This window comes from Pseudomonas sp. P42 (genome assembly GCF_017973755.1).
In the GTDB taxonomy this organism is placed as follows: Bacteria; Pseudomonadota; Gammaproteobacteria; order Pseudomonadales; family Pseudomonadaceae; genus Aquipseudomonas; species Aquipseudomonas iridis.
Genome location: NZ_JACOPU010000004.1, coordinates 261,962 through 287,217, shown reverse-complemented (window position 1 = coordinate 287,217; position 25,256 = coordinate 261,962). Strand labels below are relative to the sequence as shown.

Annotated in this window: 27 protein-coding genes; 11 read left to right on the top strand and 16 right to left on the bottom strand. The window is 59.3% G+C overall.

Going from position 1 to position 25,256, the window contains the following annotated elements; genetic code table 11:
- Positions 1-26 precede the first annotated feature (26 nt).
- Together H8B20_RS14465 and H8B20_RS14460 are read right to left on the bottom strand one after the other, a co-directional pair.
- Positions 27-2,159 carry a TonB-dependent receptor gene (locus H8B20_RS14465; RefSeq protein ID WP_210623611.1) on the bottom strand — a complete coding sequence of 711 codons (2,133 nt, stop codon included), beginning with the start codon at positions 2,157-2,159 and terminating at the stop codon, positions 27-29.
- Positions 2,160-2,251: 92 nt separating this feature from the next.
- Entirely contained in the window at positions 2,252-2,641 is a 390-nt protein-coding gene (locus H8B20_RS14460; protein ID WP_042559576.1) for a DUF2946 domain-containing protein, read from the bottom strand.
- Between the two features lie 93 nt (positions 2,642-2,734).
- Between H8B20_RS14460 and H8B20_RS14455 the strand changes: the two genes are divergently transcribed.
- Complete coding sequence (locus tag H8B20_RS14455; RefSeq protein WP_210623609.1) at positions 2,735-3,175, top strand: DUF3995 domain-containing protein; 441 nt, start codon at positions 2,735-2,737, stop codon at positions 3,173-3,175.
- 71 nt (positions 3,176-3,246) lie between these two features.
- Here the strand turns inward: H8B20_RS14455 and H8B20_RS14450 are convergent, their stop codons facing one another.
- The 7 genes from H8B20_RS14450 to H8B20_RS14420 all read right to left on the bottom strand — a co-directional run bounded on the left by H8B20_RS14450 (position 3,247) and on the right by H8B20_RS14420 (position 10,461).
- Positions 3,247-3,609, bottom strand: a complete 363-nt coding sequence (locus H8B20_RS14450) for a Na+/H+ antiporter subunit G (RefSeq protein WP_042559574.1) — start codon at positions 3,607-3,609, stop codon at positions 3,247-3,249.
- The gene (locus H8B20_RS14445; protein WP_042559573.1) at positions 3,606-3,884 is read right to left on the bottom strand and encodes a K+/H+ antiporter subunit F; all 279 of its coding nucleotides are present in this window, start codon (positions 3,882-3,884) and stop codon (positions 3,606-3,608) included. Before H8B20_RS14445 ends, H8B20_RS14450 begins: the two co-directional genes overlap by 4 nt.
- Positions 3,881-4,369 (bottom strand): Na+/H+ antiporter subunit E, encoded by a 489-nt coding sequence (locus H8B20_RS14440; RefSeq protein ID WP_042559572.1) that lies wholly within the window; start codon positions 4,367-4,369, stop codon positions 3,881-3,883. Before H8B20_RS14440 ends, H8B20_RS14445 begins: the two co-directional genes overlap by 4 nt.
- Positions 4,366-6,045: a monovalent cation/H+ antiporter subunit D gene (locus H8B20_RS14435; RefSeq protein WP_047301749.1), complete on the bottom strand. Its 1,680-nt coding sequence runs from the start codon at positions 6,043-6,045 to the stop codon at positions 4,366-4,368. The genes H8B20_RS14440 and H8B20_RS14435 overlap by 4 nt, the downstream gene beginning before the upstream one ends.
- A complete protein-coding gene (locus tag H8B20_RS14430) occupies positions 6,042-6,386 on the bottom strand; it encodes a Na+/H+ antiporter subunit C (protein WP_016775082.1) in 345 nt (114 codons plus the stop codon). Before H8B20_RS14430 ends, H8B20_RS14435 begins: the two co-directional genes overlap by 4 nt.
- Positions 6,386-9,304: a monovalent cation/H+ antiporter subunit A gene (locus H8B20_RS14425; protein WP_210623607.1), complete on the bottom strand. Its 2,919-nt coding sequence runs from the start codon at positions 9,302-9,304 to the stop codon at positions 6,386-6,388. The genes H8B20_RS14430 and H8B20_RS14425 overlap by 1 nt, the downstream gene beginning before the upstream one ends.
- Positions 9,305-9,522: 218 nt before the next feature.
- A complete protein-coding gene (locus H8B20_RS14420) occupies positions 9,523-10,461 on the bottom strand; it encodes a DMT family transporter (RefSeq protein WP_210623605.1) in 939 nt (312 codons plus the stop codon).
- Positions 10,462-10,546: 85 nt separating this feature from the next.
- Here H8B20_RS14420 and H8B20_RS14415 point away from each other — a divergent pair, with 85 nt between their 5' ends.
- A complete protein-coding gene (locus H8B20_RS14415; protein WP_210623603.1) occupies positions 10,547-11,110 on the top strand; it encodes a helix-turn-helix domain-containing protein in 564 nt (187 codons plus the stop codon).
- Complete coding sequence (locus H8B20_RS14410) at positions 11,111-12,523, top strand: FAD/NAD(P)-binding protein (RefSeq protein WP_210623601.1); 1,413 nt, start codon at positions 11,111-11,113, stop codon at positions 12,521-12,523. It abuts the gene before it with no gap.
- A 192-nt stretch (positions 12,524-12,715) separates the two neighbouring features.
- Here H8B20_RS14410 and ppnN read toward each other — a convergent pair whose 3' ends face one another.
- Positions 12,716-14,089, bottom strand: coding sequence for a nucleotide 5'-monophosphate nucleosidase PpnN (gene ppnN, locus H8B20_RS14405; protein WP_042559566.1), 1,374 nt, complete (start codon positions 14,087-14,089; stop codon positions 12,716-12,718).
- 226 nt (positions 14,090-14,315) lie between these two features.
- Here ppnN and H8B20_RS14400 point away from each other — a divergent pair, with 226 nt between their 5' ends.
- Entirely contained in the window at positions 14,316-14,843 is a 528-nt protein-coding gene (locus tag H8B20_RS14400; RefSeq protein ID WP_210623600.1) for a DUF3087 family protein, read from the top strand.
- Here H8B20_RS14400 and H8B20_RS14395 read toward each other — a convergent pair.
- Positions 14,840-15,226 carry a DUF2784 domain-containing protein gene (locus H8B20_RS14395; RefSeq protein ID WP_042559565.1) on the bottom strand — a complete coding sequence of 129 codons (387 nt, stop codon included), beginning with the start codon at positions 15,224-15,226 and terminating at the stop codon, positions 14,840-14,842. The two genes, H8B20_RS14400 and H8B20_RS14395, sit on opposite strands and share 4 nt — an antisense overlap.
- A 162-nt stretch (positions 15,227-15,388) precedes the next feature.
- Between H8B20_RS14395 and H8B20_RS14390 the strand changes: the two genes are divergently transcribed.
- Positions 15,389-15,562, top strand: a complete 174-nt coding sequence (locus H8B20_RS14390) for a hypothetical protein (protein WP_155401132.1) — start codon at positions 15,389-15,391, stop codon at positions 15,560-15,562.
- A 43-nt stretch (positions 15,563-15,605) separates the two neighbouring features.
- Here the strand turns inward: H8B20_RS14390 and H8B20_RS14385 are convergent, their stop codons facing one another.
- On the bottom strand, positions 15,606-15,878 hold the full coding sequence (locus H8B20_RS14385) for a hypothetical protein (protein WP_042559564.1): 273 nt from the start codon (positions 15,876-15,878) through the stop codon (positions 15,606-15,608).
- 328 nt (positions 15,879-16,206) lie between these two features.
- Positions 16,207-16,887, bottom strand: coding sequence for an SOS response-associated peptidase (locus H8B20_RS14380; RefSeq protein WP_210623598.1), 681 nt, complete (start codon positions 16,885-16,887; stop codon positions 16,207-16,209).
- A gap of 239 nt (positions 16,888-17,126) precedes the next feature.
- On the opposite strand from H8B20_RS14380, the gene H8B20_RS14375 reads away from it, so the two are divergent.
- Together H8B20_RS14375 and H8B20_RS14370 are read left to right on the top strand one after the other, a co-directional pair.
- Positions 17,127-18,026 carry a polysaccharide deacetylase family protein gene (locus H8B20_RS14375; RefSeq protein WP_210623597.1) on the top strand — a complete coding sequence of 300 codons (900 nt, stop codon included), beginning with the start codon at positions 17,127-17,129 and terminating at the stop codon, positions 18,024-18,026.
- Between the two features lie 111 nt (positions 18,027-18,137).
- Positions 18,138-18,380, top strand: a complete 243-nt coding sequence (locus H8B20_RS14370) for a DUF1652 domain-containing protein (protein ID WP_210623595.1) — start codon at positions 18,138-18,140, stop codon at positions 18,378-18,380.
- Positions 18,381-18,383: 3 nt separating this feature from the next.
- Here the strand turns inward: H8B20_RS14370 and H8B20_RS14365 are convergent, their stop codons facing one another.
- Together H8B20_RS14365 and H8B20_RS14360 are read right to left on the bottom strand one after the other, a co-directional pair.
- Entirely contained in the window at positions 18,384-18,746 is a 363-nt protein-coding gene (locus tag H8B20_RS14365; protein ID WP_200616633.1) for an NUDIX hydrolase, read from the bottom strand.
- 254 nt (positions 18,747-19,000) lie between these two features.
- Positions 19,001-19,240 (bottom strand): hypothetical protein, encoded by a 240-nt coding sequence (locus H8B20_RS14360; protein ID WP_007910805.1) that lies wholly within the window; start codon positions 19,238-19,240, stop codon positions 19,001-19,003.
- 184 nt (positions 19,241-19,424) lie between these two features.
- Here H8B20_RS14360 and H8B20_RS14355 point away from each other — a divergent pair, with 184 nt between their 5' ends.
- A complete protein-coding gene (locus tag H8B20_RS14355; RefSeq protein ID WP_210623593.1) occupies positions 19,425-19,760 on the top strand; it encodes a hypothetical protein in 336 nt (111 codons plus the stop codon).
- A 136-nt stretch (positions 19,761-19,896) separates the two neighbouring features.
- Here H8B20_RS14355 and H8B20_RS14350 read toward each other — a convergent pair whose 3' ends face one another.
- Positions 19,897-21,075 carry a hypothetical protein gene (locus H8B20_RS14350; RefSeq protein ID WP_210623591.1) on the bottom strand — a complete coding sequence of 393 codons (1,179 nt, stop codon included), beginning with the start codon at positions 21,073-21,075 and terminating at the stop codon, positions 19,897-19,899.
- Positions 21,076-21,261: 186 nt separating this feature from the next.
- Here H8B20_RS14350 and H8B20_RS14345 point away from each other — a divergent pair, with 186 nt between their 5' ends.
- The 3 genes from H8B20_RS14345 (at position 21,262) to H8B20_RS14335 (ending at position 25,256) form a co-directional block, all read left to right on the top strand.
- On the top strand, positions 21,262-22,194 hold the full coding sequence (locus H8B20_RS14345; protein WP_210623589.1) for a LysR substrate-binding domain-containing protein: 933 nt from the start codon (positions 21,262-21,264) through the stop codon (positions 22,192-22,194).
- Between the two features lie 235 nt (positions 22,195-22,429).
- Positions 22,430-23,854, top strand: coding sequence for an aldehyde dehydrogenase (aldA, locus tag H8B20_RS14340; RefSeq protein WP_210623929.1), 1,425 nt, complete (start codon positions 22,430-22,432; stop codon positions 23,852-23,854).
- Between the two features lie 82 nt (positions 23,855-23,936).
- Complete coding sequence (locus H8B20_RS14335; protein WP_210623588.1) at positions 23,937-25,256, top strand: MFS transporter; 1,320 nt, start codon at positions 23,937-23,939, stop codon at positions 25,254-25,256.

Genomic DNA, 25,256 nt, shown 5'->3' with positions numbered 1-25,256 from the left:
TGGGAGCGGGCTTGCCCGCGATGCTTTTAGAATCGGGTCTGCACCGCCAACTCAAAGGTGCGTGGTGTACCCAGGTAATACGCTGGCGATACATGCGCAAACTCGGCATACACCTCATTCGTCAAATTACGCACCCGACCGGTCACGGTGGTGTGCGAATCGACCTTGTAACTGAGGAAGCTGCCAAACAGCGTGTACGACGGCACGGTCAGGGTGTTGGCGCTGTCGGCAAATACCGATGCGACGTATCGCGCATCGACCCCACCTTGCCATTGCGGCGAAAAATCATAAGTCAGCCAGAGGTTGCCAACCCGGTCCGGGACATTGGTGGGCGTGTTGCCCTTGCGCGAAACCACGGCGCCCGCGGCGTTTTTTTCCGTGAAATCATCGTACTGCGCGTCAACCCAGGCGAAATTGCCCTCGGCCAGCAGTCTGTCGGTAATGCGCAAGGAGCTGGCAATCTCGATCCCTTTTGACGTCTGCTGGCCCACCGCAATGCTGCGGGTCGGATCCAGTGGATCGGTGACGGCGAAGTCCTTTCGCTCAATGGTGTAAGCCGCCACGGTCGCCGAGCCTCGCCCGTTCAGGTAGTCGAACTTGCTGCCGATTTCCCATTGCTTGCCGGTCGATACGTCGAAGTCCTGTGTGCCGTTGGGTTGTTCAGCCGCGGTGCTGTATTGCACGTAGACGTTGGCCGAAGGGATGAACTGGTAAGTCAGGCCTGCGCGCCCCGTGACAGGCTCCCAACTGCGCTTGAGGTGCCTTGGATTGGCGGCGGTCACGGCGCGGTGGTTGGTCACGTCCAGATCGATGTCGTCATAACGCAGGCCGGTGAGCAGCGACAGTTTGTCGGTCAACGCCAGACGGTTTTCCACAAACAGCGCTTTGGTGGTGACCTCGTTGGTCTTGTCACTGATCAGTGCGGGGTTGGTGCCGGGAATTTCGTAGAAATACCCAGGACGATAGTGGTTCGGGTTTACCGCGCTCGCGTCTTTTATGTTGAGCGGCGAGTTGGTGGTTTGGTTGACCTTGTATTCGAAACCGCCGGACCACGTCGTATCAAGTCCCAACCAAGTGTTGTCGTGGCGCAGTTCGAACTGGTTGCCGTTCTGTTCGCCTTGGTGCCGCACCTGATACGCCGTCGAACGATTCACTGCCGAGTTGTCGGCGTTGTATTGGTAGGTCTCGAGATTGCGGTAATCGCGTTGGCTGTCGAGGTGGTACAGCGTATTGCGCAGGGTGGTGCTGTCGTTTATCCGGTAGTCGATGATCGACCGCACCCAGATTGTCCGCTGTTCGTAGCGGCCGTCCTCGACGTTGTAGTTGTTGAAGCGATTGTGTTTATCAATCTTCAACTCGCCGGCCTTGGGGTTAAGTGCGGGCGTGCCCCAGTAAGGGCTGTCTTCGTGTTCGTCCTGATACTCCAGGGCCAGGGTATGCGACAGGTTTGGTGTGAAATCGCTGAGTATCGAAAACGCCACGCTCCAGGCATCGCGCTCCTGTCGATCGATGTAGCCATTGCTGGTGTTGTGGCTGACGTCCAGGCGCGCGTAGTGCTGCACCTCGCTGCCTGGATCGGTCAGCGCATGGTTGAGGCCGAACGCGGTTTCGGTGGTGTCGTAGGTGCCGTAACTGACCCTGCCTTCAACGGCCCGTTCATCGCGGGTCGCCAGTCTGGTCACGTAGTTCAACGAACCACCGACCGAACCTGCGCCATTGATTAGTGACGACGGACCGCCCACCAACTCCACTCGGTCATAGATCCACGCATCGACAGGACGGGCGAGGCCTCCGGAAACGTTGATGCCGTTGAACATCTGCGTGATCTGGCTGCTGGTGAAGCCGCGATAGGAGATGAATCCGCCGAAGCCTGGCGGTGCGATGGCATTGACGCCGGGCAGGGTGTTGGCGGCGTCCTGGAAGTTCTGTGCGCCGTGGCGCTCGATGTCGTTGCGATTGGCGATAGCCACCGAAGCGGGTGTGTCGCGGACGCTCAAGCCGAGTCGCGAAGCCATGCCGCTGGACTGGTCGAGGCTCAGGCCCGGTTCGCTGCCGGATTCGCCATCAATGTTGATCGGCGCCAGTTCCATGGTGGATTGCGCCCAGGCGTTAACGGACAGGCAGCCGCACAGGCTCGCCAGCAAAGTGAGTTGTTTCATCATTGAATCCTGAATGCATGTCTAGGAGTCAGCGCACAGGCAAACGCCGCGCGTTGGCGCAGTGGGCCGACAAATCAAAAAGGCAGGAACACTCAGGCGAGCGGTGGGGCTCGTGGGTTGGCCGAGGGCCAGGTGAAGCGGGCTGGGAGGTCGGCGCTGGCAATGGGCGCCAGCGGCGGGCTGTGTTGTTCCGGGAGGATCGCCAGGGTCAGGCTGGAGTTGAACGCTGGCCCCATGCCGCCGCCGACAGAACACAGCGGACAGCCGAAGGCTTTGGACAGCGTCGGCAGTTGTTCTTCGCTGGGATTGGAGGCCAGCGGCGCTTGAGTCGCCGGGTCGACTGTACAGAACTGGCCGCCGATGCCGTTGAGCTGCATGCCGACCATTTGCCCGTGACCGATGCTGCAAGCGAACACGTTGAACAGGACGCAGCAATAGAGCATCCAGGCCAGCAGTGATCGGTCGGAACGGGAGAATTTCATGGGGCGGCACTTTACCTTACCGCTGATCGGTCGTGCACTTGAAAAAAATGCGACTAGGATGATTTGTTCAAATCCCTTTCAAGGATTTCAACCATGACCTTTGTGTTGGCTCAATGGCTGGTGACAGTGTTTGCGGTGATCAGCCTGGTGCATGTGTATTGGGCGTTGGGTGGGCAATGGGCGGCGGTGGTGGCAGTTCCGCAGGTTCCGGTGGAAGGTTTGGTGGCCACGCTACGACCGGCGTTCAAGCCATCGGGATGGCTCACGTTGTTGGTGGCGGCTGGGTTATTGGCGATTGCCGCGCTGGTGTGTCTGCGGGTCGGGTGGGGCGTGGCGCCGGTTCATCACAAGGCGTTGCAGTGGGTGATCAGTGTCATTGCGTTGCTGATGTTTGCCCGGGCGATTGGTGATTCGCATCTGGTGGGGTTTTTCAAGGAGGTGAAGGGCTCACGTTTTGCGCGGCTGGATACGTGGGTTTATTCGCCGTTGTGTGCGGTGTTGGGGGCGGGGTTGTTGGCGGTGGCTTGGATTTGAGGCTGAGCAGATTTATGTGATGACCGGGCCTGCCCGCGAAGAGGCCCGCCCCGGCACCACAAAGTCTGAATTCAGCTACCGCTTTCACTGGAGCGACTACTGACTTCCGCCGGCACATCATCCCCGGCCATGCGTTTGCGGAACAACGCCGCCCGCGCCAGTAGCAACGTGGTCACCGGTACCGTGATTGCCAATAAAATCGGAATCAGCCAGGCATGCAGCACCGGCCCGGACTTCAGCGCTGAAAAACAAATGATCGAGGCTAGCGCCACACACCACGCTCCCAGCGTCGACGCCAGTGCCGGCGGGTGCATGCGCTGGAAGTAGTCCTTCATCCGCAGCAACCCGATTGCGCCGATCAAGGCAAACACGCCGCTGAGCACCAGCAGGATCGCCACAGGAATCTCAACCCAAAGAGACAGTTCCGCGTTCATTCGATGACCTCGCCACGCAGCAGGAATTTCGCCAGGGCAAACGAACCGACGAAGCCGAACAGCGCGATCAGCAGCGCTGCCTCAAAGTAAGTGTCACTGGAATAGCGAATGCCAAGAGTCAGCATCATCAGCATCGCAACGATGTACAGATAGTCCAGCGCGAGTACCCGATCTTGTGCCGATGGCCCTTTGAACAGACGCAACAGCGTCAGCAGCATGGCCAGACAGAAAAGAAACAGCGTCAGCAGAATCGCATTCGACAGTAATGGGCTCATTCGAAAATCTCCATCAGCGGCCGCTCGTAAGTGCTCTTGAAGTGCTCGATGAATTGCGCTTCGTCATCAAGATCCCATACGTGTACCAGCAGAATGCTGCGATCCAGCGCCAGTTCTGACCACACCGTGCCGGGCACTACCGTGCAGATCATCGACAATGTCGCCAGACCATGGGCGTCTCGCAGGTCCAGCGGCACTTTGATGAAGCTTGAGCGCGGCGGACGACGACCTGCATTCAGTACACCCCAAGCGACGATCAAGTTGGACATCACCACATCACGACCAACCAGAAGGAGCAGCCGCACGATTGTCCATGGACGGCGAATACGCACTTGCTTGGGACGCAATTTGCGCATCATCAATGGCGCCGCGAAACCAAGTATTGCGCCGAGCAGCAGGTTGCCGGGGCTGATTGACAGGTTTAGCGTCAGCCACAAGATACACAGCGCCAATGAAAGCAACGGTGCCGGAAATACACGCTTCATGGCTGCACCTCCAACAGGGCGGCCTTGCTTTCCGGGCTCGGTACGGCGCGAGTGCCGAGCACGGCATTGACGTATTGCTGGGGATTATTCAATGCGTCAGCAGTGGCCTGGGTGTAACGCATCAGCGGCTCAGCTTTGAAGGTCAGGACGATGCTCAGCCCCAGCAGCAGGAAAATCGGCGCACATTCGAGTTTGCGCAGCAGCGGTGACGGGCGCTCTTCTGGCGTCCAGAAGCGCTGGATGCCGAGACGCGAGAATGCCATCAACGCTGCCAAGCCGGACAGTATCAACAGCGCCAGCAGCGCCCATGCCGCGTTGGAAATCGGCGCGGCGGTGCCCAATCCCAGCGGATTGAGTAACGCGCTGATCAGGTTGAGTTTGCCGATGAAACCGGACAGCGGCGGCATGCCGATGATGAGCAGGGCGCAGGCGATAAAGCTCAAGCCGAGAAACGCCATGGTCCATGGGATGACCTGGCCGACCACGGCTTTCTGCTCGTCGTCGAGGTTGATGCCTTTGGGCGGTTGCAGGGATTCCTGTGGTCGCGGCAGCAATTCGCTTTCGTCTTCCAGTGGAATTTCGTTGGCCGAGCGCGAACGCTCGATCAACTCGGCCAGCAGGAACAGCGCACTCAACGCCAGCGTCGAACTGACCAGATAGAACAACGCCGCACCGATCAGGTTCGGCTGCGCGAAACCGACGGCCGACAGCAGAATTCCCGCCGACACCAGAATGCTCAGGCTGGCCATGCGCTCAAGGCGTTGCGCGGCAAGAATCGCCAACGCCGCGCAGGCCATGGTCACCATGCCGCCGTAGATCAGCCAGTCGCCACCGAAGAACGCCGAGGCTCCGGCTTGGGCGGAGAACAGCAGCGTCCACAGGCGCAGCAGGGTGTAGACGCCGACCTTGGTCATGATCGCGAACATCGCCGCTACCGGTGCGCTGGCCGAAGAGTAGGCCGGCACCAGCCAGAAGTTCAGCGGCCACATGCCGGCCTTGGCCAGGAACGCTACCGCGAGAATGCCTGCGCCGGCGTGCAGCAGACCTTGGTCGGCTTCCGGAACCAGCGGAATTTTCACCGCCAGGTCGGCCATGTTCAGGGTGCCAGTGACGCCGTAGATCAACGCCGCGCCGATCAGAAACAGCGACGAGGCGAGCAGGTTGATCGAAATGTAATGCAGCCCCGAAGAAACCCGTGCCCGGCCCGAGCCATGGAGCAAGAGGCCATAAGAGGCGGCCAGCAGCACTTCAAAGAACACGAACAGGTTGAACAGGTCAGCGGTCAGGAACGCGCCATACAAACCCATCAACTGGATCTGGAACAACGCGTGGAAGCTCGATCCCGCGCCGTCCCAACGTGCCATCGCAAACAGCAGGGCGCTGACGCCAATGACCCCGGTGAGCACCAGCATCAGCGCCGAGAGCCGATCAACCACCAGCACGATGCCGAACGGCGCCTGCCAGTTGCCCGGCAGGTAAACGCCGATCGAGCCGGGCACGCCGGTGGTTTGCGTCCATTGCAGCAGCATCACTGAGATGAACAGGCCGAGGAGGCTGGAGAACAGGTTGATTTTCGCCTTCAGCGGGCGGTGCCGCTCGCCGAGCATCAGCATGATCGCGGCAGTCAGCAGCGGCAGCAGAATCGGTGCGGCGATCAGGTGAGTCATCGCCATCATTCTTTAGGCTCCCGGCCGTCGACGTGGTCGGTGCCGGTCAGGCCGCGCGAGGCGAGCAGAACGACGAGGAACAATGCGGTCATGGCGAAGCTGATGACGATTGCGGTCAATACCAGCGCCTGCGGCAGCGGATCGGTGTAGTGCAGCAAGTCCTGGGTCACGCCGTCCTTGATCACCGGCTCCTTGCCGATGAACAGGCTGCCCATGCTGAAGATGAACAGGTTGACCGCGTAGGACAGTAGGCACAGGCCCATGACCACCTGGAACGTACGTGGGCGCAGGATCAGCCAGACGCCGGAGGCGGCGAGAATGCCAATGGCGATTGCGATGACTTCTTCCATCAGACGGCTCCTTTGCTGGCAACGGCCTTGGGCAGGGACGCGTTCTTGTGACCACGTACCGATTGGTGGGCGAGAGCGGTGAGGATCAATAGCGTCGAGCCGACCACCACGCCGTACACGCCAATGTCAAAGAACAACGCGCTGGCGATATGGATGTCACCCAGCAGCGGCAGGGTGAAATGCCAGGTGTGGGTGGTGAGGAACGGATACCCGGCCACCATCGCACCAAGCCCGGTGGCGGTGGCAAAGAGCAGCCCCGTGCCCATCCAGCGCAGTGGCCGCAGGCTCATTTGTGCCTCGACCCACTGCGTACCGGCGACCATGTATTGCAGGATGAACGCCACCGACATCACCAGCCCGGCGACAAATCCGCCGCCCGGCTGATTGTGTCCGCGCATGAACAGGTAGAACGACACCACCAGCGCAATCGGCAATAGCAGACGCACCAGCACCGCCGGGACCATCATGAAGCCGAGCGCGGTGTCGCTGGCCGAACGCGGGTTGACCAGGTCGGTGACCACGTCCGGTGCCAGCAAGCGCTGCTGGGCCGGCAGTTGCAGGCTTTCTTTTGGGGGGCGGAAGCGGCGCAGCAGGGCGAACACCGTCAATGCCACAGCGACCAGCACGGTAATTTCACCCAGGGTGTCGAAACCACGGAAGTCCACCAGCATCACGTTGACCACGTTGCTGCCACCGCCCTCAGGCAGGGCGCGACTGAGGTAGAACGAGGAAATGTCATTCGGCGTCTGCCGCGTGAGCATTGCGTAGGACAGCAACGCCATGCCGGCGCCGACCGCAATCGACAGCATCAAGTCGCGCACACGGCGAATGCGTGCCTTGCGCAGCGTGCTCGGCAGTGGCGAAACCTCTTCGATCCGCCGTGGCAACCAGCGCAGCCCCAGCAGGATCAGCACGGTGGTCACCACTTCGACGGCCAATTGCGTCAGCGCCAGATCCGGAGCGGAGAACCAGACGAAGGTCACGCAGGTCATCAAGCCACAGACGCTGACCATGGTCAGCGCGGCGAGACGGTGATACTTGGCCTGCCACGCGGCGCCGAGGGCGCAAGCAATTGCCAGCAGCCACAGGGTCACGAAAACGATCGAGCCCGGAATCTTCGGCCGGTCACCCCAGCTCAGGCTGCTGTGCAGCATCGGAATCAGGCCCGCGAGCACTGCCGCCAAGACCATCAGGAACAACTGCATTTGCAGGCGTCGGGTGCCGAGTCGGCGTTCAACGCGCCGGGCCATGCGCATCATCACTACCAGGCTGCGCTCGAACAGACGCTTGCCGTTGAAGCGTCCCACCAGTGGCGGGTATTTGAAGCGGCCGTGTCTGAACTGATTACGCAGTAACAGGTAAAGCACGATGCCACCGGACATGGCGATCAGGCTCATGATCATCGGTGCGTTCAGGCCGTGCCAGATTGCCAGGCTGTACTCCGGCAAGGTGCCACCCACTACGGGCTGCGCGGCGGCGGCGAGCAGCGGGCCGACCACTTGTGCCGGGAAAATCCCCACGATCAGGCAGGTAAACACCAGCAACTCGACCGGTGCACGCATCCAGCGCGGCGGCTCGTGCGGGGTGTGGGGCAGGTCGGTTGCCGGTGGGCCGAAGAACACATCGACGGTGAAACGCAGGGAATAGGCGACGCTGAATGTACCGGCAATGGTTGCGACAATCGGCAGCGCGGCTTCAACCCACGCCGTGGCATTGATGAACACGGTTTCGGCGAAGAACATCTCTTTCGACAGGAAACCGTTGAGAAGTGGCACGCCGGCCATCGACGCGCTGGCAACCATCGCCAGCGTTGCGGTAAACGGAATCAGCTTGATCAGACCGCTGAGCTTGCGGATGTCGCGGGTGCCGCTCTCGTGGTCGATGATGCCCGCGGCCATGAACAGCGAGGCTTTGAACGTGGCGTGGTTGAGGATATGGAATACCGCGGCAACGGCAGCCAGCGGACTGTTCAGGCCCAGCAGCAACGTGATCAGGCCCAGGTGGCTGATGGTTGAGTAGGCGAGCAAGCCTTTGAGGTCGTTCTGGAACATTGCGCAATACGCGCCGAGCAACAGCGTACACGCGCCAGCGCCGCTGACGATGTAGAACCATTCCTCACTGCCGGACAGCGATGGCCACAGGCGTGCGAGCAGGAAAACCCCGGCCTTGACCATGGTCGCCGAGTGCAGATACGCCGAGACCGGCGTGGGCGCCGCCATAGCGTGGGGCAGCCAGAAGTGGAAGGGAAACTGGGCGCTTTTGCTTAAGGCGCCGATGAGAATGAGGGGTAACAGGATTGGGTAGAGGGCATGTGCGCGAATCAGGTCGCCGGCGGCCAGGACCTTGTCAAGGTCATAGCTGCCGACGACATGGCCGAGGATCATGACCCCCGCCAGCAGGCATAGTCCGCCGGCGCCTGTGACCATCAGCGCCATGTAGGCGCCACGACGGGCATCGGAGCGGTGGTGCCAGTAACCGATCAGCAGGAAAGAGAAGAGGCTGGTCAGCTCCCAGAAAAACACGATCTGGATGAGGTTGCCGGAGATCACCAGGCCAAGCATGGCGCCCATGAACGCCAGGAAAAATGCGAAGAATCGCGGCACCGGGTCGTCCGGTGACATGTAGTAGCGGGCATATAAAGAGACGAGTGAGCCGATCCCGAGTACCAGTATCGAGAACAGCCAGGCGAAACCGTCCATGCGCAGAACGAAGTTCAGCCCGAGACTGGGTAACCACATGAATTCTTCGCGAATGACGCCGCCATTGGCGATCTGCGGGTACAACAAAGCGACCTGGACGACGCCGATCAGAGCGACCAGACCTGCCAACAGGGATTCGGTGTTACGCGCATTGTGTGGCAGCACCGCTGCCAGACAGCTGCCAATGAATGGCAGAAGCAGTAGAACTATCAGGGACATAGGCTTCTAATCTGCGGAAGTTTGTGAAGCATCATACGTGCCAGCTCCCCGATCACCAAACGCCAGGATGTCTCAGAATCCTACAAAGTAGTCTGGATATTTGTGTTTGGCCTTGTTTCAAGGGCGAAAAAAGATCGCAGCCTGCGGCAGCTCCTACAGAAAAACGTATTCCAATGTAGGGGCTGGCGAAGGCTGCGATCTTTTGATCTTCAAGATCCTCAGCGCTCAGTCTCGCGGTCAAAATCCTCCAGCACTTCCTCCGAATGCTTACCCTTGGTCTTCAACTCACTGACGATCACCGCCGCCACAATCAACCCGGCGCCCAACAGAGCAATCGCCGGCAAACGCTCGCCAGCAAGCCGCCCGACAATCCCTGCCCATACCGGCTCACCGGCATAGATCAGCGTCGCTCGCGTCGGCGAAACACTCTTCTGCGCCCAGTTCATCGCTACCTGAATGGCCGCACTCGCCGCGCCCAGGCCCAAAGCTGTTGCGAGCAGCAGCCAGGAAAAATCCGGAAGCGCTTCGCCAGTCGGCACCACCATCAAAAATGACAACACCGAGGTCGTTGCCAGTTGCACCACGGTCACCCGGCGCACATCCACCTGGCCGGCGTAGGTGCTGATCAAAATGATTTCAGCTGCAATGGCTACGGCGCTGATCAGTGTGGCGATTTCACCGGGGCTGAAGTTCAGCGAGGCTCCGGACGGCCCCGACAACAGCATCAATCCGGTAAACGCCAGCATGATGCCAATGCTCGGCATCAAGCCCGGTCGCCGCCCCAGCACCAGCCATTGCAGCAACGGCACGAACGGGACGTACAACGCAGTGATGAACGCCGACTGACTGCTAGGAATTGTCTGCAACCCGACCGTCTGCAGGCCGTAACCGAGCATGATTGCTACGCCAATGAAGGCGCCGGCCTTGAGTTCGAACAAGGTCAGCTCACGCAGGTGTCGCCACGAAAAAAGCGCGACGATGGCCGCTGCGGCGGCAAAGCGCAGGCCGACGAAGAACATCGGGCCGCTGACGGTCATCGCATGCTGCACCAGCAAAAAGGTGCCGCCCCAGATCATGGTGATCACCACCAGCACCCACTCGGCCTTGCTGAAGCGGGAGAAACGAGAGGGGGTGTCGGAGCGATTCACTGACGTCATGTCCTTGCGCGCGGGAGAAAGAGCGACGCACAATGCGCCAAATGTTGCGCAGTATACTGCCCAACCCCACCGAGTGAGCAATATAGTGCACAAAGATTCCAGCCAACGCGCCTCCGTCCTGCAACACGTCAGCCAGAACGTCCGGCGCTTGCGGCACGCTGCCGACATGAGCCAGACCGCGCTGGCGGAAAAGTCCGGAGTGAGTCGGCGGATGCTGGTGGCGATCGAGGCGGGCGAAAAGAACGTCAGCCTGACCACCCTCGATCGCGTCGCCGAAGCACTCGATGTTGCCTTCAGCGATTTGATCCAGGCCCCTGACGCGCGCGATCCGAGCCGCATCAACGAAGTGGCGTGGGCCGGGAGCATGCCCGGCAGCAAAGCCGTGTTGCTGTCCAAAGCCACCGCTACCCGCGAAGTCGAGCAATGGGAATGGTGCCTGCAACCAGGCGAGGTCTATCCGTCGCAACCGGACGCCGATGGCTGGAGTGAACAGATTTATGTATTTGAGGGTTGCCTGACGTTGATGCTTGGCGATCATGCGCAACAGATCGGCACGGGGGAGTTCTTCATGTTTGCCAGTAATCAGCCGCATGCTTATCGCAATGATGGGCCGGTGGCGGCGCGGTTTGTGCGTAATGTGGTGATTTGAATGAACCAGCACGCAGACTTTCTGATCATCGGCGGTGGCCTCAGCGGCACGATGCTGGCGGTGCAGTTGTTGCGTCGGCCAGGCCAGCGGCGGATTCTGGTCATTGAGCCGCGCGCGGAGCTCGGCCGTGGTGAGGCCTATAGTGCGGTGGAGTTGGGCCACACGCTCAATGGCAACGCGGCGCGGATGAGCGTCGATCCGGATAACCCGGATGACCTGACGCAATGGCTGGCCGAGCACATCGCTTCGGGCGGCTGGCCCGAGTCTGCCGAGCAACAGGTGCCGGTCAGTGAATTGTTCCCGCCGCGCGGACTGTTCGGCGTTTACGTGCAGCAGCGTTTAGCCGAAGCACGAGAGGACGGCGCGCAGCAGGGTTCGACCGTCGAGCACATCCTCGCAGAAGCCGTCGATCTGCAAATCGATACGGATTCAGTGCAGCTCACCCTGGACAATGACCAACAATTGCACGGCGCGTACGCAGTACTCGCCACCGGCATGTTCCCGGCCGCGCGCACACCGCAGACGCAATCCAGTGGTCTCAACGCTGCCGCTCTGGACCCTTGGAATGTAGCGACCATGCGTCAGCTCGATGCGCAATCGAGCGTGCTGATCATCGGTTCCGGCCTGACCATGGTCGATGCCGTGGTGTCGCTGGAGCAGGCTGGGCATCGTGGGCCGATCGAGGTGTTTTCCCGTCATGGCTTGCTGCCCCATGTTCGTCGACAACCGCCGGGCTGGCCAGATTTTCTTGCTGAAGACCACGGCATTCGTTCCCCCGGACAGTTACTGCGCGAGTTGCGACGGCATTGCCGCGACGCCATCGCTCAAGGCATCGATTGGCAAGCGCCACTGGACACGGTGCGTGCACACATCGGCCGACTTTGGAGCCAGGCGACTGACGTGCAGCGTCGACAATTCGTACGTCATGTGCGGCCTTGGTGGGAAAGCCATCACCATCGTTCGCCACCGCTGAGTGCACAGTTGGTCGAGCGTCTGCATAGCGAAGGGCGGTTGCGCATTCACGCAGCTTCGTTCAAAGGGCTTGAGCCTTGCGCGGAGGGTGGTGTGAGTATTCGCATCCGTCCGCGGGGTGAAGCGCAAACCTGCGTGGTACATGGCGCAGCGCTGATCAACTCCAGCGGCATCGAATATGACTGGCGTCGTGTGGCGCGACCGTTGCCACAGCAATTGTTGGCGCGGGGTCTGGTGCAGCCTGGGCCTTTGGCGTTAGGGATTGCGGCAGCGACTGACGGAGCTGTTGAGGACGAACACGGGCAAACAGCGAATCGCTTGTTCGCAATGGGCCCGCCGTTGCGCGGGGTGTGGTGGGAGAGTACGGCGGTGACGGATGTGGCGTTGCAGGCGAAGGCGTTGGCGGCGCGGTTGACGGATTTAGAGAGGCTGCGGGGTTGAGGGTGAACGTTCGGCCGTCATCGCTGGCAAGCCAGCTCCCACAGAGTCTTGCGTTGAGCACAAGATCTTTGCCTGACACAAATTCCTGTAGGAGCTGCGGCACGCTGCGATCTTTTGATTTTGACCTTTAAAAACAAGATCAAAAGATCGCAGCGTGCCGCAGCTCCTACAAGGGTCTCGTGCGGCTGAACCTTACGCCACCACTCGATAGCACGGCACATACGCCGCGCCGCCCGGCAGTTTCATCCGGTGCTGGGCGACGAAGGCTTTGAGCAGCGCGTCGAGCGGTTGCATGATCGCGGCGTCACCACGGATCTGGTACGGGCCGTGTTCCTCGATCAGACGAATGCCCTTGTCCTTGACGTTACCGGCCACGATCCCTGAGAACGCCCGGCGCAGGTTGGCCGCGAGTTCATGCGGTGGCTGGTCGCGGTGCAGTTTCAGGTTGGCCATGTTTTCGTGGGTCGGATCGAACGGACGCTGGAAGCCCTCGTCAATCTTCAGCAGCCAGTTGAAGTGGAACGCGTCGTTACGCTCGCGGCGGAACTGCTTCACGGCTTTAAGGCCCTGGGTCATCTGACGCGCGACTTCAGTCGGGTCGTCGATGATGATTTCGTAGTGCTGCTTGGCCGCTTCACCGAGGGTCGCGATGACGAACGCGTCGAGCTGCTCCAGATACGGTGCAGCATGTTTCGGCCCGGTCAGGATGACCGGGAACGGCAGGCCCTCGTTGTCCGGATGCATGAGGATGCCCAGCAGGTAGAGGAACTCTTCCGCCGTACCGGCACCGCCCGGGAAGATGATGATGCCGTGGCCGACACGCACGAACGCTTCCAGACGTTTCTCGATGTCCGGCAGGATCACCAGCTCATTGACGATCGGGTTTGGCGCTTCGGCAGCGATGATGCCCGGCTCGGTCAGACCGAGATAGCGACCGCCGTGAATACGCTGTTTGGCGTGGGCGATGGTCGCGCCTTTCATCGGGCCCTTCATCACGCCGGGGCCGCAGCCGGTGCAGATGTCGAGGCTGCGCAGGCCCAGTTCGTGGCCGACTTTCTTGGTGTATTTGTATTCTTCGGTGTTGATCGAGTGACCGCCCCAGCACACGACGATTTTCGGCTCGACACCCGGGCGCAGGGTGCGGGCATTGCGCAGCAGGTGAAAGACGTAGTCGCTGATGCCTTGCGAGGTGCTGAGATCGATGCGTTGGCTGTCGAGTTCGTTTTCGGTGTAGACGATGTCTCGCAGGGCGCTGAACAGCATTTCCCGGGTGCTGGCGATCATTTCGCCGTCGACGAAGGCATCGGCCGGAGCGTTCAGCAACTCAAGGCGCACACCGCGATCCTGCTGGTGAATGCGGATTTCGAAGTCCTTGTAGGCTTCCAGAATGGTCTTGGCGTTATCGACATGAGCGCCGGTGTTGAGGATGGCCAGGGCGCACTGGCGGAACAGGGTGTAGGTGCTGCCGGATCCGGCTTCGCTCAGTTGCTGCACTTCACGTTGAGAAAGGGTTTCCAGGCTGCCTTTGGGGCTGACCGAAGCATTGATTACGTGTCGTTGGGTCATGCAATGATCCTTAAAACGATGTCATCCCAGAACCAGGCGAATGGCATCCGAATAGTGTGTATCCATGAATGAAGATGGCACGATCTGCGCTATACCGCCATGTCCCCGTTGGACGATGAAAAGATGAAAAGGGGCCCCAGCATAGCTAAATCCGTCGCAGAGGCGATAATGCGCGGGCCCGTTTTTCTGTTGTGCCTCTTTTTCTTGCTCAAGGAAGTCGTTAGTGATGTTCGAGATTCAGTCGATGGACGCCGCCACTTTTCGCCAACAGACCCGCCGCAGCACGCTGATCATCGCCGTGCTGTTCCTGGTGCTGGCGATGTTGCTTTCAACGGTGGCGGTGCAGCTGTTCGGAGAACCGGGCGGCGATAACCTGCGGTTTAATGTCGGCGGGGTTTTTCTGGCATTTCTGCTGACGGCGGCATTGCTGCGCGGGCGCTTCTGGAATCAGAGCTGGATGGCGCCGGCGGTGTATAGCTGGCGGCTCAAGCGCAATTTGATGAGCGTGACCAATGTGATGCATCAGGTGACGGCGGCAGTGGAAAAGAATGACCCGATCGCGATGAAAGTGTTGCGCTTCTATCATCAGGGGCTGACGCAGATGCATGAACTGGATGGCAACTCCAGCGATCATGCGCAGTTGCATCGCGAAGTCGAACAGCACAAAGAGCGGATGCAAGCGCTGGGTCTCGATGTCGACCAGCCACGCCTTGATCCGGCGTGGCTGGAGGCCTTGAAGCCTGCGTCGCGTTAAAGCGAAATACGGCTGGCTCGGCGCAGTTTCCACGAGCGGATCAATCGCCCGTAAACCAGCAGGTTGACCATCAGCACCACGCTGCCTAGCACCAGTTGAATCTGCGGTGTAAGCCCGGCCGGGTAGATGATCGGCCAGATGTAATGTTCGATGAAACCGCCGGCGTACTCGGTTTGCCCGGCGGCGTGGCGCATCAGGTTTTCCCAATAGGTCAGGGGGCAGGTCAGGTGCAACACCTCGACCGCGAAGCCCCACGCGGCGGCCGGCAAGTGCAGCCACATCAGTCGCGGCCACTTGAGCACCAGCAGTCCGCCGAACAGCACGAATAGAATGAACAGCAAATGAAACAGCACCAGCCCGTCGGCTGCGATTCGGTACAGCATGTCGTCTCCCTGACGCATTTGTGATGGGTGCCATGTTACGCCAGCCGCGGCTCACGGACGGCGCGATTTAGCGCATTTGTTAGCCGGACATGGTGTTTGCTGTCAGCGTCGAGTGGTTACAAGTTGCGCGATGAAAACTGTTCTACGCTTTATCGACGATAAATGACTTCTGAAAGCGAGGCGGATATGGCAACTGAGAAAACGCATCTGGATGATGAGGATGAGCCATCAGAAGAAGAGGTCGAGCAACAGAAGAGGAGAGAGGAGCAGACCTGGAAACATGACGACAGCCGAGAGCTATCGGATCGCGATCAGGAACGCCCGCTAAAACCTTGAATGATGAATTGCCAAAGCCCCGAATCAACGGGGCTTTGGCGTTTCAAAGGTCTTCCAGCTGCGAGAAATCGGGGTGTGCCGCCCGGTAACCCAGAGTTCGGTCGATCCAGGCATTGAGCTCGTTGACCATCACCGGCGCCTGGCCGGGATACTCATCCAGAGTGATGCGCAGGATACGTTCGATGTCAGGGACTGAACTCAGGTTTCGTGTCTTGATGTAATGGCCGATAAAACAGTCGAGTTGAAGGCGTTCTGTCGTGGACAGATGAATACACTCCAGGCCTCCGACCTGTTTGATTGCAAAATCGTCGCGCAACTTATTTCTCTGCAAGGCTTGTAGACGTTATGGGGGAATTCTGGCTTGTTGACTTTGCAGTCAACTGGTATACCAATTGGAAATGCGGCGCGCATGCTATCCGTAGCGAATGTAAATGTATGTATGACGATTGAAATGTCAGACAGGCGGTTAGTTCGCTCAAACGACTGTTTTATATACGCTTGTCTCAACTTTGAAACACTATTTGTAAACGCTACGCGTCACCCTGTAGGCGCTGCCGAAGGCTGCGATCTTTTGATCTTGAAAAGCAAAACATCCCAGCCTTCGGCAGCTTCTACATAAGAGAACGTGTAGCGCTGGCAGATTTTCAGGCCACTTCAGCGATCAACTCGGGGCCTTGATTGCGTGAGTTGCCGACGGCTTTGGCGACCTTGTGCCACTCAAACGCCGTTGCGTCTTCACCCTCGAACATCAGCATCTGCTCGGCTCGTTCCACCGGGGTCGCCGGGTCGAGCCATTCGCGAGCCAGTTCGGCGTTGAGCACCACCGGTCGACGGTCGTGGATATCGAGCATGCCGCCCATGCTGTCGGCAGTGATGATGACGAAGCCATCGTCGTCACGAGCATCGGCACCCGGTGTCGGAAATTGCCCAATGGCGGCGCAGAAAACTGGCCCATGATCCACACGACGAATCAGCCATGGTTGTCGGGTTTTGTCCTCGGCATCGACCCATTCGAACCAGTTATCGACCGGCACGATCAAGCGGTGACGCCAGATCGCGCGGAAAAACGGCCCGTGCGCGACTTTCTCCACCCGCGCATTGATCGGTGCTGCGCGGTCCTTTGCCCAGTGCGGACGCCAGCCCCAGCGTAGGTTGTCCGCATACACACGTTGTTCGTGTTGATGCAGGACCGCAAGCGCGGTGGTCGGCGCTGCGTTGTATCGAGCCAGCGGCGCTTCGCCGACATGATTGATCAACGCATCGGGAATGCTCAGCACTGCGACGAAATCGTGAATGCCCCGGTATTGCGAGAGTCTTCCGCACATCGGCTGAATCTCCTGTAGGAAATATCAGCTTAGTCGGCTCTTTGTTTCACTCCTTGGCAGGGTGACCGGTGAACGTGTCGGCTCGTTTCAGCAGTCACTGGCGCACAGAGCGAGCGCTGGAACCAAACCCTGTGTACCTTATCCAACTTCGACCCGCGAAGCCGAGCGCAGGGGTGGATAAGGGCGAGGGAGTTTTGCCAATCGGTACATGAACGCAGTGGTCGGACTGAAGGCAAAACATGACATCCGGATTCAAACTTTTTTGTGCAGCGGTCATCGCTCTGGTGCTGGCCGGCTGCATTGCCGCGCCCGTTGAACTGACCGCGCAAACCGAATCCCGGCTGAAGGCTCAAGCGCCGGTGCGTTTTCTGCTGACGTTCGATGACGGCCCCAGCGCCTCGAGTTTCTGGAATCCGTCAGCGACGGTGCTCGACAGCCTGAAAGACAACCCGGTGCAGGCGGGCATCAAAGCGGTATTTTTCGTCCAGACGCGTGCCCCCCGGGCTGGCAACAGCGAAATTGGTCGCGACATCATGCGGCGCGAGTTCGAAGAGGGGCATGTCCTCGGTTTTCATACAGCGACCCATTGGCACACCAACCATCGCTCGCTCACTCCGCAGGAACTCAAAGAATCGCTGACCAACGGCTCCGCTGACATTGCCGCCCTCACCGGAGCGCCGCCGAAGTTGTTGCGACCGCCATTCTGGAATTACGACAAACGCACGTTCGCCGCCTATCAACAGCATGGCTTGCAGGTGTTGCTCACGGATCTGAGTGCCAATGACGGCAAGATCTGGGGCTTCAACGCCAGCCCGCGCCGACGGGCGAACATGTTGCAGCAGCTGTCGCAAGTGCGTGAGCGCATCGCCCTGGGAGAGTTTCCGACAGTGGACGGTGTGATTCCTGTGGTGGTGACCTTTCATGATCTCAACCGCTATACCGCGCGGCACATGCGCGAATACCTGCAAATCCTGCTCGACAGCGCCGCGACCACCGGCGTGAGATTGGCGCAAAAGCCTTTTTATGACGATCACGCTGAATTGGAGAAGGCTGCGCTGGCGCGTACGGTTCGGCAAAGTTCCGAGTCGGTGCAGTTGCCGGGCATGTGGAACTGGATCTGGGATCACGATTCTCAATGACGGGACGCATGAAAAATGTGATCGGGTTGACGTTTTTTGGGGGGGCGGGGCAGTCATTGCCCATCTATGCTCTACGGATCGATCGATTCAACGCCTGCGAGGCGCCCCGCCATGCTTGCCATTGCCGACATCTGTCGCATCGTCGAATCCGGCTTTCCCACGTTTAAATGCGAGTGCATTTCAACGCCTCAGGGGCTGCTTCAAATCAAAGTCTATGAGCCCGGCAGCGGACGCGTCGAGTTGCTGCTCAACGGCGTTTCCCCGGAACATCTCGTCACGATCCGCGACATTTCCAGCTTTATTGGCGAATTGCGTACAGAAATGAGTGCCGGCCGCAGGGCCTTCGCCGGTTGATGTTTATAAACGCCGTTGAAATGCCCGGACGATGCGAAGCGTTGCTTCGCTGGTATCCAGATTCTGTACCGCGCCTAACGGAAACCAGATGCAATCAGTGATTTCGTTCTGCGGGCGCAGCTCTTCAATGTTTAGCACCGAAGCCTCATAGACATGATGTCGGGTTCCGCCGTATTGCAGTTCCATCAGGTAGAGCACTTCATCGGCATTCAGCCCGGTTTCTTCCTGCAATTCGCGCACGGCAGCGCCCGTCCGGGTTTCTCCAGGTTCGACTTTGCCGCCCGGCAAACTCCAGCGGCAGCGGGGCTTGCGCACCAGGAGGATATGTCGATTCTGCTCGCAGATGACGGTTGCACGTACTTTCATCGTTGCCTGTTACCGCTGTCATAAAAAAGAAATAAAACTGCAATATTCGAGCCGGACCTTTGGTTAAAGGTTCCTTTGACGTTGGAGCGTCGAGTATTGAGAGAAGTGCCAAATGCTGAAACAGGCTTGCGCGGTACGAGCGGATACTGAAAACCCTAAACGCGTGTTCAGGGTCACTAGGCGAGATGACGGGTTTAACAAAAGCAGCCCCGGCTAACGCCAGGGCTTTAGTTTGCAGCGGTAATAAGTGTGTGTCAGTGGACTTTGGTACGACTGATTGCCCGTGCCTTCACTTCCCTGGCGTACAATTGCAGCCGCTCTTCATCGCTTTGCAAGACCTCACAGGATCTCAGTACTGACTGCGCGTCAGCCTCGTTACCAGATTTGCGCAGCTGCTCGGCGATGCGCTTCAGATCGACTGCCGACCAGCGCAGATCCGACGCGACGCTTTGCAAGTCGCGTTGCAGTTCGTGTTCGTATTCGTTGAGACGCATGATCACCTCCGGAACATTCTCGGTAAAAAAGAGTAGTCGCATTTTTCATCCATCGCGCGTGGTTTGTCTGTGATACCGCTCAATAGGTGTAAAAGATTGTCAAATCTCCACAGCGGGCGCGATGCCACGATGGATGTGTTGTCTGTTAGGCGGTACATTCACTTTTTTAGCAAAAGGAAACATCATGCGGATATGGATCGGGAGTCTGGCGTTGGCCATGTTGGCAGGGTGCTCGTTGCCGACATCGTTGGTGCCGGGTGAGCCCAATGTCAGAAAGACCACCAGCAAGGCGCCCAAAGACTATGCCGCTTGCGTATTGCCGTTGTGGCAGAAGGATGTTGCGAAAACCTCGCAGACATCGATCTCCAATGGTTACCGCATCACCGCGCCGAGCATCATCACGGCTGACGAGATCCTCGAAATCGTCAAATACAAGGACGGCAGCAGCGTTTCGTTGTACCAAGGCCCGCCGTGGGCCAAGTCCGGGTCGCTACGCCAATCTGTGCGTGATTGCCTGTAGCAATTGTCGGGTGCAAAAAAGCAGAAACCGGATTCCGGTTTCTGCTTTTTTTTGGCTGTCGATACCAGCGCAGGGCGATCAGTCTGAAATGTCGGTCGTCGCGATGGCGTACTGACTGGCGCAGGAATACTGGCAGTCAGAAGTAATACCCGATGTTCACATACATCTGGTTCTCCCACTGATCCAGGCCCCCTGCACCCAAACTCTGGGTGTAGCTGCTGCCACCGATGTATGGATCGTTCTTGCCGATCAGCCATTCAGCCGCCACCCACAATTTACTCACCGAAAACGAGCTGCCGAGGATCATCCGTTCCGACGTCTTGAAGCCGCTGGCGGATTTGTCGAAGGCACTGTAGTTGGCGTAGAGCTTGATGCCGCTGACTTGGTCGAACAGGTATTTGCCGCCCACGTCATAACTCAGGTCTGCCACGTACAGATTGCCGCGACTGGCGACGTTGAAAGTGCCGTCGTAACCACCAAGGGTTACCAGTTCATCAGTGCCCGGATTGCGCGGTGACATCTGCTGCCGCGCGGCCTGCAACTGCACGCCCCATGGACCGTTCTTGCCCAGGTAATGCACGGCAACGGCATTGCGACGGCCGTTGTTGTCGGTGTCCCTGTTCTGAAGGCTCGACGTCAGGCCGGAGATGCCGACCTCGGACTTCCACGGGCCGAGGTCCAGCGCCTTGGCCACGCGCAGCACGATGGTGTTGCGCTCCTGGTTGTCGCTGCCGTCAGCCACATAGTCGTCGGCCTCGGATACAACGCTTGAGTAGCTCACTCCGTTGCTGGCGCCTTTGCCTTGCCACGCGGGGCGCACGTAGTACCCGGCCTGAATGTTCCATGCGCCGGTTTGCTGGATGTACTTGGCGCCGACCTGTTGCACATCTTCCAGCCCGATAACGTTGCCCAGCGTCTCGTAGAACGTGCTGCCGAAGTACGGCTGCAAACCGAACGGTACGGTGTTCAGGCCTACTTGCACCTGCTGGTCAGGGTTGAATTTGTAGCCCAGCCACGCGAATTTGGCGAATTGGATGTCGCCGTAGTTTTTCGTGTACTGGTAAGGGTAGGAGCGGCCATAGAAACGGTACTGAGCCTCACCGATCCAGCTGTCCGAATTGTATTTTGCGCTGAGGAATACCGTGTCGAGGCCGAACTTCTGAATGTCGCGATCCGGGTCGACATCCCAGCGCGCGCGGATGGCACCGCCCAGATCAAGATTGTCGGTGACCTGCACCGCCATTGCCGGGGCGGCAAAGCTGCAGAACAGAGCGATGGAAGTCGTGCGCAGGCGAAACGAAGAGGGGAAGGGCATGGAGCGGCTCTCGATTGTTTTTATTAGAGATGCCGCGCAGTTTTGCCATCTGCCGATTGTTGAACAAACGATAAAAACGCTGGAGAAACCTGCGTCGAATGCAAGTTACTCGAAAAATCCTGTAGGACAGTCCCACACACTCATGGGATGCTCTGCGCCTTGTCAGCGGTTTTCGAGTGCTTTGATATGAAACGCAAAATGCCTGGCCTGAACGCGCTCAAGGCGTTCGAAGTCGCCGGCAGCACCGGCAGCTTCACCCGCGCCGCCGAGTTGCTCAATGTCACGCAAAGTGCGGTCAGCCGCCAGGTGCGGCAACTGGAGGAACAGCTTGGCGAAAGCCTGCTCGAGCGCCGCCATCATCATTTGGAGCTGACGGGCGCCGGCAAGATTCTGTTGCGGGCGCTGCATCAGTCGTTCGACAAGATCGAGCTGACGGTGCGCAGCATCCAACAGAAAACCCATTCCAATCGCTTGCACATCAACGCGCCGCCGACCTTCACCAGTCGCTGGTTGATGCCGCGCCTGGGGCGTCTGCGCGAGCGGCACCCGGAACTGGAATTGAGCATTACGACGCGCTTGCAGGACAGCCTCGCGGAAACGAGTACCCTCGATTGTGCCATCCGTTTTGGTGATGGGGAGTGGGATGGTCTCGACAGTTCGCTGTTGATCCAGGAGCGGCACATCGCGGTGTGCGCGCCGTCGCTGTATGCCCGCGAGAGTGGCGAGCAGGGCATCGACCTCAATCGCCTTACGTTATTGCATGTGTTGGCCAAGGAAGATCAGCGCTACCTGACCTGGAAACACTGGCTCGATGCGGCACGGATCACTGGCGTGGATACCCAGGGCGGTTATGAGTTCGACCTGCTGGACCTGGCGATTCAGGCCGCGACCGATGGGCTGGGGATCACCATTGCCGACTGGCACATGGTCGCGACGGAGCTGGCCAGCGGGCAGTTGACCCAAGTGCTGAATGTGCATGTCGAAGGGCATCAATCCTATTGGCTGGTGACCCGGCCGGAGCAGACGGAAATGCCGCAGTTGCAGGTGTTCAGTCAGTGGCTGCAAGAAGAAATCTGGCTGGCGCAACGCCAATTGGAGCCTTCGACGGCTGCTTCCTGACACACCCCAAATACCCTTGTGGGAGCGAGCCTGCTCGCGAAAGCGTTGGATCAGCCGCCATCATCTGTGAATGACCCACCTCTTCGCGAGCAGGCTCGCTCCCAAAGGAGTTTGCGGTGGAGCCAGGAGTAACCTGCGTTTTTCGCATGTTTAAACGCCCGATAAATCGTTTGTTCAACCCGCCATCGATGACAAGACTGGCGGCATTGATAAAAACAAACGATGGGCGATGCACATGCGAATCGAGCGAAATTTTGTTAACGGCCAATTCATCGAGCCTGCCAGCGCAGCGCTGATTGCGGTCTACAATCCGGCCACCGAAGCGTTGCTGGGCCATGTGTCGGGCGCCACTGCCGAGGAGGCCACTGCCGCGGTCGACGCTGCGACCATCGCGCAAAAGCTTTGGGGCAAACTCACCAGCATCGAGCGCGCCGAACACCTGCGAGCCTTGGCCGCAGCCCTTGAGGATCGCGCTGAAGCCATTGGCGCCGCACTGGCCGCCGAGTCCGGCAAAAGCCTCAGCGACGCCAGTAATGAAGCGCGCTATGCGGCGCAGATCACTCGTTATCATGCTGAATGGGCACGCCGTATCGAAGGCGAAATCATTCCCAGCGACAGCCCTGATGAAAACCTGTTTTTGCATCGCGAGCCGATCGGCGTCGTCGCCTGCCTGATTCCGTTCAACTACCCGGTCTACACCCTGTTGCGCAAAATCGCCCCGGCGCTGATTACCGGCAACACCGTGGTGGTGCGACCGAGCAACAACACACCGACCTCGGCGTTCGAAATTGCCAAAGCGGTGCAGCAGTCGGGCATGCCGGCGGGTGTCATCAATATTCTGACCATGGATCACGCCACAGCGGCGGCGGTCTGCACGCATAAATCGGTAGGCCTGATTACCCTGACCGGCAGCGTCAACGCCGGGCGCATCGTCCTCGATTACTGCAAGGCCAATATCGCCAAGCCGTCGCTGGAACTGGGCGGCAAGACCCCGGCGATCATCGAGGCGGATGCCGATCTGGAAGCGGCTGCGACGGCGGTGATTGCCTCGAAGACCACGCACTGCGGGCAACTGTGCACTGCGGTCGAGCGTGTCTATGTGCAGGAAAGTATCTACGATCGGTTCCTCGACTTGCTCAAAAGCAAGATCGCCGAGGTCAAATTCGGCGACCGCGCCACCGACGCCAGCCTGATGGGCCCGCTGGCCAACGCCAGCTCACAGAAGAACATTCACGCGATGGTCGAACGTGCCGTGGCCGACGGGGCGACCCTGGAGTGCGGCGGTGTCCTGCCGCAAGGTCGGGGGCATTTTTATCCGCCAACGCTGCTCAGCGGCTGCCGTCAGGACATGGAAATCGTCCAGGAAGAAATCTTCGGCCCGGTGCTGCCGGTGCTCAAGTACCGCGACATCGACGAGGCGCTGGCCATGGCCAACGACCACCAGTTCGGCCTGGCGTCGGTGCTCTACACCGAGAATTACCGCACCGCGCAGAAAGTCGCCAACGCCATCGAGGCTGGCGAGTTGTACGTCAATCGCACCCCGGCCGACCCGTATCAGGGTTACCACGCCGGCTGGAAACGCTCCGGCCTGGGCGGTGATGACGGCAAGCACGGCATGCTCGAATTCACCCAGACCCGACTTGTGGTCATGAAGTACTGATCCACCGCGACACGCCTCACGCTTCATCTATAAAAACAATTATCAGTGGCGCCCGGAGCACGGGGCGCCCGAGGTCACTTCAATGTCCAAGCATGCATCCTCTGCTGCCGCTGTTCAGGGTTCCAACGCGGCTGTGAAAAGCCAAAGTGACAAGGGAAGTCGCTATTTCCAATTGATGTTGCTGGTGCTGGCCGCCGGCGCGATCTATCCGATTCTGTACCTGCGCCAGGTCTATCAAACGACCATGCTCGAGGTGTTCCAGATCAGCCACAGTGAACTGGGCTATCTGTACTCAATCCTCGGCACGATTTTTCTGCTCAGCTACTTGCCGAGCGGTTGGCTGGCCGACCGCATTGCGCCGCGTTTCCTGATTTTCTTTTCGCTGGTGGCCACGGGCGTTTTGGGCCTTTGGTACTCGACCGCGCCGTCGATGACCGAGTTGATGATCATCTTCGGTTGCTGGGGACTGACCACCGGTTTGACCTTCTGGGCCTCGGTGCTCAAGCGCGTGAAAATGATCGCGCATCACACCGAACAGGGGCGTTTCTTCGGCATCCTCGACGGTGGTCGTGGCCTGATTGAAGCCTTATTGGCGACCGTTGCTCTGGGGCTGTTTGCCTTCGCCACCGAAACCCGTGGCGAGTCCACCGCCGAAGGCTTTCGGCACGTGGTCTATCTCTACGCCTTTACCTGTATCGCCATCGGCTGTGTGCTGGTGCTGATCAATGATCCGAAGTCGATGCAGGACACGCCGGCGGTGGAGAAGGGCAAATTCAATCTGCTCATCGACCTGGCGACACTGGTGAAGATTCCCGAGCTATGGCTGGTCACCGCGATTGTGTTCTGCGGTTATCACATCTTCTGGGCCACCTACAGTTTCTCCGATTACCTTCAGGGCAGCGGCATGACGGCCGTCATGGCCGGCACCATCACCACGATCAAACTGTGGATGCGCCCGATTGGCGGCATCGGTGGCGGCTGGCTGGGGGACAGGTTCTCGAATATTTCGGTGCTGATCGTTGCGCTGTTACTGGCGAGTCTGGCCATTGTCGGCCTGATCGTGTTCCCGGCGCTCAACAGTATCGGCCTGCTGATCAGCACGGTGATTTTCATCGGCCTGATGACTTATGCGATTCGCGGGTTGTACTGGGCGATCCTCGATACCTGCAACATTCCGCTGCGCATCACCGGCCTGGCCATCGGCATTATTTCGGTGGTCGGTTACCTGCCGGACGCCTTTATTCCGCTGATCAACGGCTACCTCACCGAGCAGTATCCCGGTGCCCTCGGTTACAAGCTCTACTTCGGCTACATCGCCTTCGTCGGCTTCCTCGGCACCCTGGCTGCCGTGACCCTGCGTGCCCGAATTAATCGCCAATCCTTGAACAAGACAGGTGCCTGA